An 18,968-nucleotide genomic window follows, 5' to 3' on the forward strand; every position below is an offset into this window, starting at 1 on the left:
ATTTTGTTTTGCTATTTCTAGTTTAGTCGGCGGCGGGACAAGTTTGGGAGTTTTTGGGCGATCGACATTCTCGGCGATATCTGTAGACACGGCAATGCCCTGTCCGGCGCGGGGTTTTTGTTTAAATTAGTATTCTGAACCGCAGAGAGCGCAGAGAACGCAGAGTGAAAGAAGAGAGAGAAACAAAATATGTTAGGATTGGCTTTAGTAAGATTTAGTATTAAATTATAGATGAAATTTATAGATTTGTTTTCAGGAATAGGAGGTTTCAGACAAGGGTTTGAAAAAATTGGCTTTGAATGCGTTTTTTCCTGCGAGATAAACAGCAAATGCCGACAAGTTTACACAGAAAATTTCGGTGAGGTTCCTTTTGCCGACATCAGTAACATCAATCCCGCCGATTTAGCAGACTTTGATATTTTAGTCGCCGGGTTTCCGTGCCAACCTTTTAGCATTTGCGGCAAAAAGCTCGGTTTTGAAGATACTAGAGGCACGCTATTTTTCGAGATTTGTAAAATTATAAAAATCAAGCAGCCTAAAGTTATCGTTCTCGAAAATGTTAAGCACTTAATCCATCACGACAAGGGAAATACCTTAAAAATAATTATTGCCAGTCTTGAAGATTTGGGATACAGCGTGAATTACAAAATGCTGAATGCTAAAGACTTTGGAATTCCGCAACATCGTGAAAGAATATTTATTATTGCAACTCAAGGTAAAGAATTCAATTTTTCTGGACTTAAAAGCAAGTTTCCTCCCCAACTTAGGGAATTTCTAGACGAGACAGGGGATTTTGAAATATTGGACAAATCCGAGTATACTTTAATTGAGTCTCCGAGAAAGCAAGATTCGGGACTTTTGTTTGTAGGTTACAGAAATAAAGGTACTTGGAAAACTGGCGTGAGGCCGAATACAGAACATTTATCGAGAGTTCACAGACAGCCTAATCGAATTTATTCGGTAGATGGAGTGCATCCGACAATTCCTTCGCAAGAAACATCGGGCAGGTTTTTTATCTACATTCCTGAGCAAGATATGGTGAGAAAGTTGACGCTGAAGGAATGTTATCGTCTTATGGGTTTTCCGGAAGATTTTAAGAGTTATCCAAGTGCGGGGGAAAGTTACAAGCAAATTGGGAATTCGGTTTGTGTACCGGTGGTGGAGGCGATCGCCAAAGAAATATTAAGTCAAAATTTATTGTACGATCAAATGAAGGAAGTGCCATCTGATGCACTCCGAAAACATTTATCGTTCATGCTTCATTAAACCACTTTAGCCGCTGGACTAATATTGCCGCTGAAGTAATATCTTTTGAGCCATATTCCCCAGTCACATGATAAATGTAAGATTTTTCATCGGCATTAATTGGGCAGATCAAGCGTACTGCCCGATCGGAATTTGTATTTTCCCAAGCAAGCCAAATACTACCTTTCTTATTTGGAAGTATTGTTTGAGGCTTTTGGGAAACTGTTTCCCATGCTATCGTATGCCTCAAAAACTAACTTCATCGCTGTCCTGAAAGCATATTCAGTCGGTCTTAAAATTCCGTAGTCATCCTCTTATTCTAAATCTAAAATTTCGATCAAACGTTCGATAGTGACGCGGAAATTTGATAAACCGCTATTGCTATTGCTATCAGTAATATGTTCCTTAGCTACAGTCATAAGATTAAATCCCTTAAGTCGATCGCTAATTTGATGGTGAATTACGTGAGTGTCACACTCAAATCAACTTGTAGGGTGCCGGGCGACGAAGTTCTAGGGCGATTATTCAGGGTCTCTGATTCCGCGACACCCTACTAATTGGGTCAGTTGACCTTAGTCCTATTTATGCTAACACAGCCTGGGACAGGCTCAGGGCGGGGAAAATCCCAAATTAAAAATCAAAAATTAAAAATAGATTGACTTAGTTCAAAATTCCTGTAATATATAAAATATTCATCAAAATTTATACATAAATAAAAATTAGAGAGGTCGCAATTTGAACTTCTCCCGTAAAGATGTATCGCTAAATACGAACCCACTGTCAGTGACGGTGACAGACTTCGATCGAGATGGCAAACCAGACTTAGTTGTACCGAATTTAGGCAGCAATAGCATCTCATTGTTTGCTAATTCTGGCTCCGGAAACTTTGCTTTAAAATCTAACGAATCCGTAGGAAGCGCCCCCACTATCGTTTTAGCTGCAGATTTTGTTAGTGGAGACAACCGACCAGAACTCTTGGTAGCTAATAGCGGAGACAGTAGCATATCATTTCTGTTAAATACTAAATCTGGATACATTAAATTTCCTGCCTTTAGCTTTGGTAATCTGCCTTTTCCAGACGCGGCGATCGCGGCTGATTTCGATGGAGATAATAAACTAGATTTCGCTGTCGTCAATGGGACAGGGAATGTGGTGGCTGTGATGCTAAACCGTGGTTTGAGCTTTATTTTGCAGCCAGCCATTCCTGTTGGCAGCAATCCTCTGGCGATGACGGCGATCGACTTTAATGCTGATGGGAAAATCGACTTGGCGGTAGCGAACCAAGGCAGCAATAATGTTACATTGCTGCTCAATGCTGGTGGTGGCAACTTGACAAAACTGCCAGATATAGTTGTTGGAAATTCTCCCCAGGCGATCGCCACAGCCGATTTTAATGGTGACAGCTTCCCTGATTTGGCGATCGCGAATGCAGGTAGCAACAGCATTTCAGTTTTGTTGAATTCTCAGGGTAGCAGTTTCACCAAACAGCCAGATATTACTGTTGGTAATTCTCCAAGCTCGATCGCCACAGGTGACTTTAATGGCGATGGTTTCGCTGATATCGCGATCGCAAATACAGGCAGCAATAGCATCTCTGTACTGCTAAACTCTGGTTCTGGCAGCTTTACGAAACAGGCAGACATTCCAGTAGGCTCGCGTCCCTCCTCAGTCGCGGCGGCTGACTTCAATGGTGATGGCAAACTGGATCTTGTTGTGGCGAATGAGTTGAGCAAAAGCTTCACAGTGCTGATCGATGAGGGTACTCCAGAGCCAACTCCAACACCGGTGACAACTCCAACACCGGTGACAACTACAACACCCGTGACAACTACAACACCGGTGACAACTACAACACCCGTGACAACTCCAACACCGGTGACAACTACAACACCCGTGACAACTCCAACACCGATAACAACTCCAACATCGGTGACAACTCCAACACCGATAACAACTCCAACACCGGTGACAACTCCAACACCGATAACAACTCCAACACCGGTGACAACTCCAACACCGATAACAACTCCAACACCGATAACAACTCCAACACCGGTGACAACTCCAACACCGATAACAACTCCAACACCCGTGACAACTCCAACACCGGTGACAACTCCAACACCCGTGACAACTCCAACACCGATAACAACTCCAACACCGATAACAACTCCAACACCGATAACAACTCCAACACCGATAACAACTCCAACACCGGTGACAACTCCAACACCGATAACAACTCCAACACCCGTGACAACTCCAACACCGGTGACAACTCCAACACCCGTGACAACTCCAACACCGGCACTAATATCTGTAGTAAATCCAACGCCGATATCAATTCCTACACTACCTCTTACCCTCTCAACCACACCCACTGAAATTACTCTGCCATTAAATTTCCTCGATCAGAGTCAGATCGAGACGATAATTCCCGCATCCGTACCGACTCCCGCACCCGCACCGACTCCTGCACCCGCACCAGTACCCGTACCGACTCCCATTCCTGCACCCGCCCCAACGCCCGCCCCAACTCCCATTCCTGCACCCGCCCCAGCGCCAACACCCATACCGACTCCCGTTCCTGCACCCGCCCCAACGCCCGCCCCAACACCCATTCCTGCACCCGCCCCAACGCCCGCCCCAACGCCCATTCCTGCACCCGCCCCAACGCCCGCCCCAACGCCCATTCCTGCACCCGCCCCAACGCCCGCCCCAACACCCATTCCTGCACCCGCCCCAACGCCGGCCCCAACGCCCGCCCCAACACCAGTACCCGCCCCAGCACCTGTACTTTCTATCAAAACCCCTCTCCCCAATGCCACCGATAGTGGCGAACCGACAGGAATCCCTGAAAATCTACGCGGAGAAGGGTTTTACCTGCTAACAGACGGATCTGATACTGCCATTCCAGAAGTTGCCGCCAAGACAGGAATTTCTGCTTTGTCGGGTAATGACTTTCTCACCGGTACAGAAGATGACGATCCGATCAATGGCAATCAAGGGGCAGATACGCTAGCCGGAGTTGGCGGCAATGATATTTTGCTTGGCGGCAAAGGTTCTGATTTTCTCGACGGCGGTTCTGGCAATGATTTTCTCAGTGGTAACAATGATAATGACACCTTAGTCGGAGGAGATGGTAATGATGTTTTGCAAGGTGGCAAGGGAGATGATATTCTCAATGGCGGTGCTGAGGATGACGTATTAATTGGCGATTTTGGTCAAGATATTCTCATTGGCGGTACTGGAAATGATGCCTTTATTTTTGCGGAGAGTCAGGCGATCGCATCCATTGAGCGGGCTGATGTAATTATCGATTTTTCTAAGGGTGATGCTATTGGTTTGAGTGCAGGCATTGCCTATGCTCAACTGTCCTTTGAGCCGGTGTTATTACAGATTGATAGTGGGATGCCAGTGGCTTCTGTTGCGATTAAATTTAATTCTGATTATTTAGCGATCGTCTTTGATATCGATGCTAGCTATCTAACTGCTGATGTTTTTTTCACTACCTCGTAGATTATAGATAACTCGGCGCTTGAAGCTTTGTTCTATGCTACCGTGGTGTCATATCAAATCCGTTGACATCGGAATTATTCATCTCTCTTCTCTCTTCTGGAGAATCTGCGATCTTTGCGCCCTCTGCGGTTTAATCATTCCCATACAGGCGGAATTGATATCAATAACTGCTCGGCCCTAAAAAAGAAGGATTATCTATTGACTTTGGTTGATTTATTGTGGTATATTTTAGATAATGGGAGTGGTGGCAAAAATTTTATTTTTGCCACCACTCCCATTATTAAATTGTACTTGATTAAATCCTCGAAGTCAAGTGTTTCACCCTAAAAAAAAGGGCGATTTTTTTTATATCAATTAAATAAAATTTGAAGGACTGAATTCCTTACTACGAATCTCGAAGAAAGGACTAATACCAAATGCGGCTTAAATACCCCGTTCATTTCTTAGTCTGCGGAGGCAGACGAAAGTTTGTGTAGGATTGGTTTCAACCGCCGAATCATAAAGGGGGTGAAAAACTCGGATTCGGTATAAAGTCCTGACTAGAAACCTTAATTACGCTGGAACTTGGATTTTTTCAGTGCCGGCAAGTTCAAAAGCTGCGTGAATTGCCTTCAAAGCAGTTACTCCTTGTCCTTCATCCACAACGCAGCTAATTTTAATCTCGGAAGTGGCAATCATTTGAATGTTGATTTGCTGGCGGGAAAGCGCTTCAAACATCTTTGCGGCTACTCCCGGATGCGCTACCATCCCGGAACCGACAACGCTAACTTTGGCTATTTGTGTATCGACTGCTACTTCGCCCCATCCGAATTCTGGGGCGGCTTTTTCGAGGACTATTTTAGCAGCTTCGGCGTCAATTTGTGCGACTGTAAATGCAATGTCGCGAGTTAATATGCCGTCGATATTGTGGCAGCGCTGCGACTGAATGATCGTGTCTACGCTGATATTTTCCTCGGCTAAAAGTCCGAACAGTTTTGCTGCTACTCCGGGTCGATCGGGCAATTGGCGAATTGCTAGACGCGCTTGATTGAGATCCAACGCAACGGCGCGGACTGCAGGCGGTTTGTGGGAGGATGAACGCAGCCCAATAGGGGAGTTGGCGACATCAAATGCTTTGCAGAGTTCAGCAACGGCCCGATCGCAATCTTCAGCATCGATCGCACAACTAACTTTCACCTCGGATGTGGAAATCATTTGAATGTTAATTCCCGCATCCGCTAAAGTCTTAAACATCTGCGCCGCTACCCTCGGACGACCGATCATTCCCGCACCCGCAATGCTAACTTTAGCTATTGGCCGCTCTTCTGCTTTCACTTCCGGTTCTCCCAATTCTGGGCGAGAATTCTTGCCGAGGGCGGGGATAATTGCATCTGCAACGGCGGTGGCTTGTTGCAGAGATTTTCGCGTCACGGTGAAGGCAATATCGTTAGTATTTCCTTCATGAATTGACTGAATAATTAAGTCTACATCGAGGTTTTGTTGGGCGATCGCACCAAACAACCGCGCTGCTACGCCGGGGCGATCGGGCAAACGCAGTAGCGACACCCCCGCCTGATCTAAGTCAAATTCCACCGCATCGACGGCTTTTGCGAGCTCCAAGCCCTCCAAAGGCCGGGGTTGCGGGGGTGGGGACACTACACGGGTACCGGGGGCGTCACTCCAGCTAGAAAGCACTACCAGGGGCACGCCGTAATTCTTGGCAATTTCTACCGCGCGCGGGTGGAGGACTTTTGCGCCCAAACTCGCCAATTCCAGCATTTCGTCGCAAGTGATTTCGTCCATCAATTGCGCGTCGGCAACCAAGCGCGGATCTGTAGTCAGAATTCCGGGCACGTCGGTATAAATTTCGCACCTGTCGGCCCGCAGCGCTGCAGCGAGGGCAACTGCTGTCGTGTCGGAACCGCCACGGCCCAAGGTGGTAATTTCCAATTCTCCGGCATCGGCGATGCCTTGGAAACCCGCAACAACAACGACTTTACCGCTTTTTAACTGGCTTTCAAGCCGATTCGGATCGATTCGCAAAATCCGGGCGCGGGTGTGGGCGGCTTCGGTGACAATACCGACTTGGGCGCCGGTGAGGGAAATTGCGGGCTGTCCCATTTCCTGCAATGCCATGCTCAAAAGTGCGATCGAGACTTGTTCCCCAGTGGAGAGCAACATATCCATTTCCCGCTTGTTGGGATTTGGGGAAATTTCCTTGGCGAGTTTAACTAAACCGTCGGTGGTTTTGCCCATCGCTGAAAGTACGACAACCAGAGAGTTGCCAAGCTGTGCTGTTTTTACTACTCGTCTGGCTACTTCCAGAATGCGATCGACTGTACCAACCGAGGTTCCGCCATATTTCTGAACAATTAGTGCCATAGATTCTACACAAAGCTACAAAATACTTATCAAATAATACAAGCAGCTTCTGGATTAGAAGTGGTAATTTTTAAAATTCCCATACAACAAACCGGAGAAAAGAAAAAAATATCTGCGTAAACGATGAAAATATGTGGGTAGGGGCAGGTTTTACCAGCCATTTAATTCTCTCACACCAATATTTTAATAAACCCGCCCTCTTGATTCGGATTTTAGCCTCCTTCTAACTCTCGCAAACGCGCTTCTAAAGCTTGAATTCGCTGCTCGGCTTCTATTCGCTTTTGCCGTTCTTGTTCTGCTTCTGACTGCGCTTGTTCGACTGCCAATTCCGCTTGTTCTACCCGTTCATCGGCAGCCAGCAGCAAATTCCCCTCAGCATCCCACCAGCGCATCCAAGGCAGTTCTACGCCCTGATAAACCCCTTGCCAAATGCCTAATTCCAATCCCATTGGCTCGATTTGGTAATGTCCGCGCTGATTTTCTGACATTAACTCAAATCTATCTTCTACCAAATGATAGCATTCTATTTTGGCTTTTGTGACTTCATAAATTCCATAAAAAGCAGGTCTAATAATTCGCTCGTAAATCCAGAATTTCCCCTTTTTGGGAGTTTTATCTCTTTCTTCGCTGCCATCTCCAGAGACAAATTCTAGTATAATTAACGGCGGCATTAATTCTTTCCACATTACATAGGAACGCCGCATATTTCCGTTGAGAGTTGGCGGCACGTCGGGCACGTAAAACCAATCTGGTGCTTCGGCTCCTCTGGCTAGGGGTTCTGGGGGTTGCGGGACTCGCCAATAAATGCCGGAATCTTGACCGATACAATATTGTCCGTCGGGATGAAGTTGGTCTAAAATGGGTCGAACAGATGTTGTTAACAGGATGCTTTGAGGGAGTTCTTGAAAGTTTTTCACAAAAGTACCGTCGGAATCTGGTAATTGAGTGTGGTCTGGAAAATCTGTAAAATCTGTTACTAGAAGTTCGGGTTTTTCGGTGACACTCATGTTGACCTCTTGAATGCTAAAAAATTATAATTCACATTTGGAACGGATGATGAGTCAGTACAAGTTAATTATTTTCGACTTCGACGGTACTTTGGCAATTACTCACAAAGCTATTGTATTTTGCTTTACCAAAACTTTTGAAAGTTTCAATATTGCCCCGCCTGCTGCTGATACTATTATAGCGACGATCGGCATCAATTTACCAAATAGTTTTAAAATCGTCCATCCGGCGATCGAGGAAAGCGCAATTCCCGAATGGGTTGAAACTTACCGCTCTTATTATCGGACGGAAGGTGAAAAGCAGGTAGAGTTATTTACCGGGACAAAGCAAGTGTTGCAGTTGGCGCGTCAGTCGGGATTGAGCCTGGGAGTTTTCAGCAACAAACACGTTAGCTTTGTTAATGTATTACTAAATAATTTGAGAATTCACAGCTTTTTTGATTTAATTTTAGGTGATAACGGACAAATTATCCCGAAACCAAATCCGGCTGTTTTTCACTCGATGATTAAACCGCTGTTCCCGGAGTTGGATAACAGTCAAATTTTAATGGTGGGCGATACAGCGGTTGATTTGCTGTTTGCTAAAAATGCTGGGATAGATGTTTGTTGGGCGGCTTACGGATATGGCGATCGCGCTCAGTGTCTCGCCCTCGAACCGACTTTCGCGATGGACGATATTTCAGAACTTGCTGTGTTAGTTCAAAATTAATTTTTCCTGGTTTTTTATGAGAATAGTTTGAATCATTTAACTATAAAGTATTTAATTATTTTTTTTTAGGAGAGCAGGATGATGTATTTTTTATTTAAGTTAAAAAATAAATGACCGAACTTGTAAGCCGCCCAAACTCTGCCAAGTAAACTATACCAGAGATAGAGTTATGGTGGGAACAACTATTATAAATTAACAACTAGGATTCCTTTGAAGGTAGAAGGCACAAGGCAGAAGGCAGAAGGAAAAAAAAACGAGGGAAGCCAGATTTTCTTTAGGTAGAATTTACCGCCCAAATTCTGCATGATAGCCTTTTAACTTCAGCCTTCAGAAAACAGACAATTTTGTTAAACTCTAGGGTGTGCTGGCAGTCGGTATCTACAATAAACTCAATTTATAGAAACTCATGCAGAGAGATATAAGCATTCCTTCTGAAACGCTATCGCCGACTCGTACTGGCGGCACACCGAATTTAATAGAAGAAGTCTGGAGGCTGTACGATCGCGCCCTGGCAGCTACCAGCAACGGCATCGCGATCGCGGACGCTACCCGGCCGGATAAGCCTATAGTCTACTGCAACGGGGCTTTCGAGCGGATTACAGGCTACAATCGCAGCGAAATAATCGGGCAGAATTGCCGCTTCCTGCAAGGCCCGGATACCGATCGCGCTGCCGTCGATCGCATCCGCGTAGCCCTGAAAGAACAGCATGACTGCAAAGTAGTTCTGAAAAACTACCGCAAAGACGGCACCGCCTTCTGGAACGAACTCACCATCTCGCCGGTGCGCGACAGCAGCGGACTCGTTACCCACTTCATCGGCGTCCAATCTGATATCACCGATCGCTTCCAAGCAGAAGAAGCCCTCAAACAAGCCGAGGCAAAATACCGCAGCATCTTTGAAAACGCCACCGAAGGCATATTTCAAACCGCCCCAGACGGACGCTACCTCAGCGCCAACCAGGCACTCGCCCGAATGTACGGCTACGATTCCCCGTCAGAACTGATCGCAAAATGTTCGGCGAAAAACCTTTACGCCGATCGCACCCGCCGCGCTTCCTTCATGGCAGAAATCAGCAAAAACGGCTCCCTGAAAGAGTTTGAGTCCTGCGTCCGCCGCCAAGACGGCAGCACTACCTGGATCTCGGAAAACGTGCGCGAAGTCCGCGACGAAGATGGCGAGCTCCTTTACTACGAAGGAACCGTCGCCGAAATCGCCGATCGCAAGCGCGCTGAAGCAGCCCTGCGAAATCAAGAATACTGGTTGAAAACCGCGATTAACGCCGTCCCCGACGCGATCAACCTCACAGACAGCGAGGGGCGCTGGCTGATTGCCAACGACTGCGCCCTCCAACTTTTGGGCTGGGAAACCGCAGACTACCAGGGCAAAACTACTGCCGAACTCGCTGCCGCCGCCGATCCCAGAGTCAGAGAAATCCTGCTAACTTGGCAGGAAACCGACGAAACTACCTGGCAAGCAGGTACTCTTACCTCCAGCCGCCAAATTGTCTCCTTGCCCACAGGCGGCAGCAATTTGTTTGAAGTGCGAAAAGTGCCACTGTTCAACCCCGACGGTTCGCGCAAAGGTTTGGCCGTCGCGGGGCGGGACATCACCCAGGAAGTGGCAGCGGATGCAGCTTTGCGAGACAGCGAACAGCGGTTTCGGGCAATTTTTGAACGCGCTGCGATCGGCATGGTAGTCGCTACCCTCGAAGGTGTGGCGATCGCCACTAATCCGGCATTTCAAGCTATGCTGGGCCGATCGGAAGCTCAACTGCGGGGTCTCGGCCTCGACGACTGCGCGCACCCGGAAGACGCACAAACGTCGCGCGAGTTGCGCCAACAGTTGGCCGCGGGCTTGCGCGAAGCTTACCAAATTGAGAAGCGCTATCTCCGCCAAGACGGCAGCATCAGGTGGGGACGCCTCAGCGCCTCTGTCATCGACAGCAGTCAGGGAACGCCACAGTTTATTTTGCAAATGGTAGAGGATATTACCGATCGCAAACAAGCCGAGTCAGCTTTGTTCCAAAATGAGGCTAAGTGGCGATCGCTAATTCTCAACAGTTCCGACATCATTACTATTCTCGACGCCAGCGGTCGCATTGTTTACGAAAGCCCTTCTGTAGAAAGAGTTTTAGGCTACGAACCCGATGAAGTCGCCGGTCAAATTGCTCTCGATTTGATCCACCCTGACGACCTGCCCTCGGTGATGTCCGACGGCGAAAAACTGATCGCAAATCCAGGCGATCCGATCGCCCTAGAAGGTCGGTTCCGGCGCGCTGACGGTTCTTGGTGTTTTCTCGAAGGTGTCGGCATCAACTTGCTAGCAGACCCCGCTGTGAAAGGAATTGTGATCAACTCCCGCGACATGACGGCGCGCAGGCAAGCAGAGTACCGCCTCAGCAAAATCAACGAGTGCTTTTTGGGATTCACCACCGACGCCGCTGAGAACATCCAGCGCCTGACATCCTTAGCCGGTGAGCTTTTGGGCGGAAGCTGCGCCATCTACAGCCACGTCGGTGGCGGTCGGCTGCAAGCGATCGCGACTTGGCAAGCGCCGCCGGACTACCCGCTGGTCGAGATCGCCGAGGGCCACATCTGCACCGACGTATGCAGCAAAGGAAGCGATCGGGCTGTTGCCATTCCTGACTTGCAGAACACGATCTACGCCCAAACCGATCCCGCTGTCATCCGCTACCAACTGCGAAGCTATCTGGGACAAGCAGTGCGGCTGGGCGACAATTACGTGGGTGCGGTATGCGTTGTCAACACCGACTCGATCGCGCCCACAGAAGCCGACTGCAAGCTGATCGGAATTATTGCTGGGGCGATCGGAGTTGAGGAAGAACGGGCCGCCGCCGCCGATCGCGATCGGCAAAAATCCCAAGAACTGCAAACAGCTTTGAGCGACTTGCAGCAAACTCAAATGCAGTTAGTACAAACCGAAAAAATGTCTTCCCTCGGACAGGTGCTAGCAGGAATTGCCCACGAAATTAACAACCCAGTTGGCTTTGTCGCCGGCAACCTCTGCCACGTCCGAGGCTACGTTCTCGACTTGTTAGAAATCGTGCAAGTCTATCAAGAAGAGTACCCAAATCCCCCAGCAAAACTTCAGCAACAAGCTGAGGATATAGACTTAGAATTTCTAGCAGAAGACCTGCCCAAATTGCTCAATTCGATGCAGACCGGATGCGAGCGCATTGTTGAAATTATTCAAACTCTCCGAAATTTCTCGCGGGCGGACGAAGCGAAAATCAAAACTGCCGACATTCACGAAGGTTTAGAAAGTACCTTGTTAATGTTGAACACCAGGCTGAAAGCCAAGGCCAAATGGCAGGGCATTAAAGTGATTAAACAATACGGAGAACTGCCGCAAATAAACTGTCATCCCGGACTGTTAAATCAGGTATTTATGAATGTATTGGCAAATGCGATCGACGCCTTGGAAGAAAGCTGCAGCCAAGCAAAAGACACCGCAAATTCTATCTTGCCTACTATTACTATTCAAACTGAAACGATTGATGACAAGAGCATTTTAATTCGGATCAAAGACAACGGGTTGGGCATTCCCGAAGATCATATTGTGCGTTTGTTTGACCCATTTTTTACCACAAAACCAGTAGGTAAAGGCACAGGTTTGGGTTTATCAATTTCGCACCAAATTGTCGTTGAAAAACACAACGGAAAATTGCAGTGCCTCTCAGAACCCGGTAAAGGTAGTGAATTTATCATCGAAATTCCAATTAAGTAGAAGGAATCAGGAACAGTCCTGTGACGCAGTACGATATCCAGAAACCGGGTTTTTTGGAAAAACCCGGTTTCTGTTGGCTGCAACGTGGGTATCTTGTAGGGTGCGTCGCTACCAGATTTTCTATTTTAATTGCAGATTGGAGGGTAGCGACGCACCCTACGGTATCTATTTATTCTGGAAATTAAAAACTAAACTGCGTCCGCAAATTGCCCACAAAAATTGTCGGGTTGTTGTCGAAATTATTAGCATTCCAGATCGCATAAAATGCCGGTACGAGCGAAATATTCTCGGTGACAGGCAAATAATAAGTGGCTTCAATTTCGTACTGCTTGCCACCATTTCCCCCGCCCGAAACCAGAAACCTGCGACCACCAGTAACGTCAAAAGGTACTAAAAATGAGGCAGTAAACACAGCTCCTTTTTTGAATAAATCAGGAAGTGCAAATCCTAACATATAAGATTGAGTTTTGATCGTGCCGTCGGGTCTGTCAGTCTTGGGAAATATATTGGTTTCGGCGTAGCCGTAGCGGCCGAAAAGACCGAAACGGCGGCTGAGCGACCAATCGAAATTAAAGCTATAAGTATTGGCAGTAGCATTGCCGAGACGACCACCGAAACCGTCATCTGCCAAACCGTTAAGGGGCCTGCCATTCGGTGCTCCGATTAGCCCGCCAATTTGCTGGATGTTGGAACGGCTGTACAAAAACCGCAAATTTGTTCGATCGCTCGGACTGAATGTTAGTTCGGCGGTACTCGTATTTGTCCCACCAAACAAGCCTTGAGACGGATTGGAAGCGGAATTAAACACCGAACTGGGCAAAAATTCCATACTCTCGCCCAAATAGCCTAAACGCAGTTTCAATCGGCGGCTGATATCCCACAAAGCCAAAGCACCTGCGCCGCGTTTGGTAGCAGTTAACAAAGTGCTATTGTTAGAATTAAAACTGCTCGCACCGTCCACGAAAAAGCTAAAGTTATTGTTGTCAAAGTAGCGGTAGAAATTAATTCTGGGGCCGATTACTAATTGCAAGCTGTTGCTAACCGGGAACTGATAATAAAGTTCTCGCAGGATAACTTCATTGGGATTCACCCCAGCAGTCTGGTCGAGAAAAGGAGTGCCAAAGGTATTAAAAAGACCCGGAGAAGTATACTGATTGGCTGGTGAATTTCCGTTACCTACAGCTAGCTGTGTAACCAATTGGTCTTTGCCTGTAAAAGAAGTAGTGAGGGTTAACCAAATTAAGTGGCTGAAAGTAATTTCTGGGTCGTCCACTGTCTGCACGATCGGTCTGTTGGTGACAGGATCGCGTCCGGGTACTCGATCGAGCGGAGCAGCATTTCCATTTGTTGCTTCAACTCGGACTCCCTTGCCTGCAAAAGCTCCACTCAGGTTAAACCAAGCAAATCCGTTGAGTTTAGTCGTAGTTGAAAATTGGTTGGCTTCCAATTCGGCAGTGCGGGCTTCTAAAGCATCTACTCGACCGCGCAATGTAGCTAATTCTGCCGCAAATTCTTCTTGCAATCTTTGCAAAGCAAGTAAATCTTCTCGCTTGACTAAATTACCAGTAGAACCGCCAAGTTGTTTGGTAATTTGGTCTAAGCAAGCGTTTAATCCGGCGGCGAATTCATACCGAGTCATTGCGCGATTGCCTCGGAATGTGCCGTCTGGATATCCCGCAATGCAGCCGTATCTTTCTACTAGGGATTGCAAGGCTTGAAAAGCCCAATCTGTCGGCCGCACGTCGGAGAGTTGGGAAACAGAAGTGACTTGTGCTGCGTCTTCTTGTATGCTGAGGTCATCAGCGGTGCCTGTCTCGCTGCTGATGTCGGCAACTTTGCTGGCTTCAGCAACTTGTTGAGACTGAGGAGAGTTTGCAATTTCTAACTTCTGTGGAGGCAATTCGCGAATTGCCTCCGTTATTTCTGGGGTGGTTGTTGCACGATCGACTGTTGCTATATCTTGTTTGGGTAAAGCACGATTCACCCATGCTATATCTGTTTGAGGTAAAGCACGATCGACTGTTGCTGCATCTGTTTGGGGTAAAGCACGATCGACTGTTGCTGCATCTGTTTGGGGTAAAGCACGATCGACTGTTGCTGCATCTGTTTGAGGTAAAGCACGATCGACTGTTGCTGCATCTGTTTGGGGTAAAGCACGATCGACTGTTGCTGCATCTGTGTCGGGTAAAGCGCGATCGACTGTTGCTGCATCTGTGTCGGGTAAAGCGCGATCGACTGTTGCTGCATCTGTGTCGGGTAAAGCGCGATCGACTGCGGAGTTAGTCTCTGCGGTAATCGCCGCTAACTGCGGTATCTCAATATTACCTGCTGCCAGCGCTGCGTCTGGGGTAGCCGTAGGGACGGCACTCGCTTCTAGCGCAACTTCTGGAGTTGAGGTATCCTGAATTTGAGCTGTTGCGGAGATCGGCCCCAAAGGCACTGCCGCACCAGAAATCAAGAAAGACAGCCAAAAAGCTTTAACCGAGGTTGCATTATTCACCATAAAACTCACACCACTTGTGGAAAATTAAATCTGGCCAATGTTAACCGATAAGCTTGCTTATAAATGTAGTGGGTTTAACAAATTCTTATAAATAGTTAAAATTATTTTAGGAAGCGAGCGATTCCCAATCACTAATCACTGATGACTACTGACTCCTGACTAATTCCCCAAATGAAGTTTTTATTAGTTACAGATTTAGACAACACGCTAGTCGGAGATGACGAAGCAACTCAAGTTTTAAACCAGCGCTTGCAATCACAGCGATCGCAAATTTGTTTGGTTTACGCTACCGGGCGTTCTTATGCTTCAACTTGCGAATTAATTGCCCAAAAGCAACTGCTAGCACCGGACTATTTGATCGCAGGTGTAGGCAGTGAAATTTACAAAGACGGAACCCTCGATTTAGATTGGGCGGAATATCTTTCTCAAGGCTGGGATAAAATGGCGATCGCCTCTTTAGCTCAGCAGTTTTCCCAGCTTAAACCCCAATCCCCAAAAGAACAAAATCCTTGGAAAATCAGTTATAGTCTGGAACCCACAGCAGAAAACAGCTCGACTGTCCAGGCTTTGCAGGAAAAGTTAACTGAATCGGGACTGCCAGCTCAAATCATTTTTAGCAGCAATAGCGATGTGGATCTTTTACCGCAAACTAGCAATAAAGGCAATGCCCTTACTTATTTACAAAAGCGCCTACAAATTCCATCAGAGGCAACATTAGTTTGCGGTGATTCTGGCAATGATATCAGTATGTTTGAACAGGATGTCCGGGGAGTAATCGTCGCTAATGCTCTATCAGAACTCTTAAAATGGCATCGCGAATGTGGCACTGAAAATCATTATTTAGCTGGTTCTGCTTGCGCTTGGGGAATCATGGAAGGAATGGCATATTTTTGGGAATTTTGATTGCCAAAAAATCGGTTTGATTTGTAGTGAGAAGTGAAGGCCTCATACAAATCAGAGGACTGAAGTCTTCACTACAAACGCACCCGAAGCACCCCAAGTCCTGCAAACCGTTGTTAAAATCTGTTGAGGAATCTCAACCGCGTATCGATCGAACCTGCGAGTTGCGATACCATCAGCCTGTACTGCTTTATCAAACCTAATCGAACTTAACTTTAGTTACCTCAAGCGAGTTGAAGTTTATTTCCTAGCCTGTTGGGTGGAACTCACATCTTGCACCATCCTCAAGAACAGGCTTTCCGGCCTGTTCCACAAAAGATAAATTTTCTTGTGGAACAGGCCGGAAAGCCTGTTCAGAAAAGGCTAATTGAGAATGGTGCAAGATGTGAGGCCCAACGTAGTGGATGGAGTCGGCTATCCCAAGATCGCCAAAGGTTCTATAGTTAAGTTGAGCGCCTAAACCTAAATTACTCTCTCTATAAAAACTTATCTTTCTAGATGAACAAGATGTAGGTTGAGTCAACTATTTGCCCCTTTAGTTCAGTTCGCCAACGCACCGCCACATGGAACAAAATACTTTACCCGTAGAGGTGATTCTCTCTCACCCCCGCCAATATTTAGGTAGCCTGCGGCTGGATTGGACGCCACAACCGGGGAACTATGTAGATTTAGAGGGACAAACCTACGCTGTCTTGGAACGCCACCACCGCTATCAACTCAAATCCGGCCGCTACCGACTGCAAAAAATTGCCCTGTACGTGCAGTCGGCCACACCGCCGACGGAAAGAACTTTTGTAAGCGGCATCTGGGTTATCGGAGATGCTAGCTGTCGCTTTAATGCTCGATCGGAAATTCTGCGCTGTGCTGTCAATCCCAATGGCCCGTGCAACTGCTGCTGCGATTACGAAAAATCTTGAACCATCAAGTCAATCGATTTTAGATTTTAGATTTTAGATTTTAGATTTAAGCATTGACCCCACGGATAAATTCGGGGGCGCCTTTATCGGATACAGGTTTTTTATTTCACCGGTCCTGAGTCTGCTTTCGGAATGAATCCGGGGGCTTGTATCCTGGATGCTTTCGGTCAGTACACAATTCCACCTCGCCCAACCGAGAGTGCCGAGAATCTCGGCGTCTCCCTCAATTACCAGAAACTATCACAACCAACTAGCAACTCTGGAATCAAATTTAACTTCTTCAGGAACGCGGTAATCTATCTTCTGATAGCTGTGGAGCACGTCGCGAATGCCAGTATGAATCAAATTTTCTATGTGCAGCAACTGTTCTGAAGAACAGCGAACCTGAACTGTTTGGTTTGACACAGACTCGCGGGAGTCGATCGCAGTATATCTATTAGGAACTCGGCTGAGCACATAAGCAATTAAATCCTGTCGCAATCCCGAAGGCGAAAAAGCTTGTTGGTATGGGTGCTTCGGATAAGACTCCAAGATAATTTCTACTTCCTCTGTGACTACAGCTAAGGTAATATTGACAAGATTTTTCTGCATTTTCCCCGTCCCCAAACACTCGTTAACTAATATTTTTGTGGCCGTTCTCGATCTCGTCTGATTTCTCATGAATTTTAACCCGCTAATACCCCCAATCGTTCTTCGGTCATCACCAGCTCGAACTCGGAACTTACCTCTTCTATAACCCGCAGCACGTAGCAGGGAATCTTGTCCGATAAAATAGCACTTGGCGCCGTACCAGTGTGAATTTCTAAGACTGCTTCTGCCGCAGCTTCAAACATCAGTCGCTGTCCCGGAAACATCACTCTTTCAAAGTACCAATTAGGAATGTTCCCAATCCGAACCACCTGAACTTGGTTGCTAACATTTGCGTAATAGCACAGAATCTGGTTGTTACCTTTATAAGATAGCTGATCAGACATTTAAAAAATCTCCACACTCTTTCTAAAACTTACTGAGACTTGGCCTTGCCTGTTAGTAGCAATTACGAGTTTGGCTCTTGTTCAAACGACCGACTTATTTTTGGGGTGTTATTCGAGAGCGCGAATCACATCTTCAGTTATTAATTTTTGTAGCATTTAGTTATCCTGCCAACACTTAGAGGACTGGCGCAGAAACCCGGTTTTTCCCGGTATAAAACCCGGTTTGTTTGGTATGCAGGGCCTAGATCCTGACTTATTTAGGTTGGTTGTGCTGTGGCACGAGTTAATCGAAAGTACCGTCACTGCCCCGAACTCTCCTGACAACAGGTTCGCTCTTTGGCAGCGGAATGGTGCTGAGAGTGCGATCGACCTTTAGATCCAGAGCTATGAGTAAACTTTATCTAAAAAATATGAGGAAATTATGAAGACCATCATTTTTTTTGATAAATATACTTTTGCCGAAGCAGGGATTACAACACTTAGGCAAAAACCGGGTTTTTTAGCCAAAAACTTGGCTGCATCTGTGATCCGGGGTTAAAAAACCCGGTTTCTGAGGGAACTCTGCGTAAATCTTGGATTAGCAGGCTGAAACCGGGTTTTTTAGCAAAAAACTTGGCTGCATCTGTGATCTCGGATTAAAAAAAATCGTTCTTGAGGCCCATCTGTGTAACTTCTGGAGGAGTTATTCTGCCTGTAAATATGGTATTAGCCGATCGGCTTTGCGGGTAACAAAAAACCCCGACTCCCTGAGATCATCTCTAGAACTTCTAGGGAATCAGAGTTTAAATTAACCAATCACCGATCCATCTCAAAGCTAAATCAAAAAAATGAGGAAATTATGAAAATAGCAGGAAAAGCTAGAACTTTCCTGGACGCATAAACCCGGTTTACTAAGATAATTGCGTAATTTTCGCAAGAATCAAGAGAATGAGAAAGCGGATTTTCGATCGTCATCCGGCTTTAATGCCCCCTTTATTCTGTCGTCGGGCTGGGCCGACTTTGTTTGTCGGCGTTGCTGAATCAAGGTATGAATACCCCAGGAATGGGAATATCGTCAAACTTCAAGTAATGTATTAATAACTTAA

At 46.7% G+C, this 18,968-nt stretch carries 13 protein-coding genes; 7 read left to right on the forward strand and 6 right to left on the reverse strand.

Going from position 1 to position 18,968, the window contains the following annotated elements; translation table 11 throughout:
* Positions 1 to 231: 231 nt before the first annotated feature.
* Complete coding sequence (dcm, locus tag QUB12_RS11495; protein ID WP_333139542.1) at positions 232 to 1,266, forward strand: DNA (cytosine-5-)-methyltransferase; 1,035 nt, start codon at positions 232 to 234, stop codon at positions 1,264 to 1,266.
* A 714-nt stretch (positions 1,267 to 1,980) separates the two neighbouring features.
* Entirely contained in the window at positions 1,981 to 4,764 is a 2,784-nt protein-coding gene (locus QUB12_RS11500; protein WP_333306785.1) for an FG-GAP-like repeat-containing protein, read from the forward strand.
* A 552-nt stretch (positions 4,765 to 5,316) separates the two neighbouring features.
* Here QUB12_RS11500 and QUB12_RS11505 read toward each other — a convergent pair.
* Genes QUB12_RS11505 through QUB12_RS11515 form a run of 3 tightly spaced genes read right to left on the reverse strand, consistent with a single transcriptional unit; the run spans position 5,317 to position 8,132 of the window.
* Entirely contained in the window at positions 5,317 to 7,125 is a 1,809-nt protein-coding gene (locus QUB12_RS11505; protein ID WP_333306787.1) for an aspartate kinase, read from the reverse strand.
* A 29-nt stretch (positions 7,126 to 7,154) separates the two neighbouring features.
* On the reverse strand, positions 7,155 to 7,286 hold the full coding sequence (locus QUB12_RS11510) for a hypothetical protein (protein ID WP_333152416.1): 132 nt from the start codon (positions 7,284 to 7,286) through the stop codon (positions 7,155 to 7,157).
* Between the two features lie 51 nt (positions 7,287 to 7,337).
* Positions 7,338 to 8,132 carry a Uma2 family endonuclease gene (locus QUB12_RS11515; protein ID WP_333306789.1) on the reverse strand — a complete coding sequence of 265 codons (795 nt, stop codon included), beginning with the start codon at positions 8,130 to 8,132 and terminating at the stop codon, positions 7,338 to 7,340.
* A 13-nt stretch (positions 8,133 to 8,145) separates the two neighbouring features.
* Between QUB12_RS11515 and QUB12_RS11520 the strand changes: the two genes are divergently transcribed.
* Both QUB12_RS11520 and QUB12_RS11525 read left to right on the forward strand, forming a co-directional pair.
* The gene (locus tag QUB12_RS11520; protein ID WP_333306791.1) at positions 8,146 to 8,841 is read left to right on the forward strand and encodes an HAD family hydrolase; all 696 of its coding nucleotides are present in this window, start codon (positions 8,146 to 8,148) and stop codon (positions 8,839 to 8,841) included.
* Positions 8,842 to 9,247: 406 nt separating this feature from the next.
* The gene (locus tag QUB12_RS11525) at positions 9,248 to 12,589 is read left to right on the forward strand and encodes a PAS domain S-box protein (protein WP_333306793.1); all 3,342 of its coding nucleotides are present in this window, start codon (positions 9,248 to 9,250) and stop codon (positions 12,587 to 12,589) included.
* Positions 12,590 to 12,770: 181 nt separating this feature from the next.
* On the opposite strand, the gene QUB12_RS11530 is transcribed toward QUB12_RS11525, so the two are convergent.
* Positions 12,771 to 15,092, reverse strand: a complete 2,322-nt coding sequence (locus tag QUB12_RS11530; RefSeq protein ID WP_333306795.1) for an iron uptake porin — start codon at positions 15,090 to 15,092, stop codon at positions 12,771 to 12,773.
* A 171-nt stretch (positions 15,093 to 15,263) separates the two neighbouring features.
* On the opposite strand from QUB12_RS11530, the gene QUB12_RS11535 reads away from it, so the two are divergent.
* The gene (locus tag QUB12_RS11535; protein WP_333306797.1) at positions 15,264 to 15,995 is read left to right on the forward strand and encodes a sucrose-phosphate phosphatase; all 732 of its coding nucleotides are present in this window, start codon (positions 15,264 to 15,266) and stop codon (positions 15,993 to 15,995) included.
* Positions 15,996 to 16,555: 560 nt separating this feature from the next.
* Positions 16,556 to 16,909 (forward strand): DUF6464 family protein, encoded by a 354-nt coding sequence (locus tag QUB12_RS11540; RefSeq protein WP_333306799.1) that lies wholly within the window; start codon positions 16,556 to 16,558, stop codon positions 16,907 to 16,909.
* A gap of 240 nt (positions 16,910 to 17,149) precedes the next feature.
* On the opposite strand, the gene QUB12_RS11545 is transcribed toward QUB12_RS11540, so the two are convergent.
* Together QUB12_RS11545 and QUB12_RS11550 are read right to left on the reverse strand one after the other, a co-directional pair.
* Complete coding sequence (locus QUB12_RS11545) at positions 17,150 to 17,569, reverse strand: hypothetical protein (protein ID WP_333306801.1); 420 nt, start codon at positions 17,567 to 17,569, stop codon at positions 17,150 to 17,152.
* A 5-nt stretch (positions 17,570 to 17,574) separates the two neighbouring features.
* Positions 17,575 to 17,883: a DUF1830 domain-containing protein gene (locus tag QUB12_RS11550; RefSeq protein WP_333139568.1), complete on the reverse strand. Its 309-nt coding sequence runs from the start codon at positions 17,881 to 17,883 to the stop codon at positions 17,575 to 17,577.
* A gap of 232 nt (positions 17,884 to 18,115) precedes the next feature.
* Here QUB12_RS11550 and QUB12_RS11555 point away from each other — a divergent pair, with 232 nt between their 5' ends.
* Positions 18,116 to 18,259, forward strand: coding sequence for a hypothetical protein (locus tag QUB12_RS11555; protein WP_333281442.1), 144 nt, complete (start codon positions 18,116 to 18,118; stop codon positions 18,257 to 18,259).
* Positions 18,260 to 18,968: the final 709 nt, after the last annotated feature.

Source organism: Microcoleus sp. B7-D4 (assembly GCF_036705125.1).
GTDB lineage: Bacteria > Cyanobacteriota > Cyanobacteriia > Cyanobacteriales > Microcoleaceae > Microcoleus.

Coding starts and splice junctions, on each gene's coding strand:
- dcm (WP_333139542.1), top strand. CDS start 232: ATGAAATTTATAGATTTGTTTTCAGGAATAGGAGGTTTCAGACAAGGG.
- QUB12_RS11550 (WP_333139568.1), bottom strand. CDS start 17,883: ATGTCTGATCAGCTATCTTATAAAGGTAACAACCAGATTCTGTGCTAT.
- QUB12_RS11530 (WP_333306795.1), bottom strand. CDS start 15,092: ATGGTGAATAATGCAACCTCGGTTAAAGCTTTTTGGCTGTCTTTCTTG.
- QUB12_RS11510 (WP_333152416.1), bottom strand. CDS start 7,286: ATGGCTGGTAAAACCTGCCCCTACCCACATATTTTCATCGTTTACGCA.
- QUB12_RS11525 (WP_333306793.1), top strand. CDS start 9,248: ATGCAGAGAGATATAAGCATTCCTTCTGAAACGCTATCGCCGACTCGT.
- QUB12_RS11540 (WP_333306799.1), top strand. CDS start 16,556: ATGGAACAAAATACTTTACCCGTAGAGGTGATTCTCTCTCACCCCCGC.
- QUB12_RS11520 (WP_333306791.1), top strand. CDS start 8,146: ATGCTAAAAAATTATAATTCACATTTGGAACGGATGATGAGTCAGTAC.
- QUB12_RS11545 (WP_333306801.1), bottom strand. CDS start 17,569: ATGAGAAATCAGACGAGATCGAGAACGGCCACAAAAATATTAGTTAAC.
- QUB12_RS11505 (WP_333306787.1), bottom strand. CDS start 7,125: ATGGCACTAATTGTTCAGAAATATGGCGGAACCTCGGTTGGTACAGTC.
- QUB12_RS11555 (WP_333281442.1), top strand. CDS start 18,116: ATGCAGGGCCTAGATCCTGACTTATTTAGGTTGGTTGTGCTGTGGCAC.
- QUB12_RS11515 (WP_333306789.1), bottom strand. CDS start 8,132: ATGAGTGTCACCGAAAAACCCGAACTTCTAGTAACAGATTTTACAGAT.
- QUB12_RS11535 (WP_333306797.1), top strand. CDS start 15,264: ATGAAGTTTTTATTAGTTACAGATTTAGACAACACGCTAGTCGGAGAT.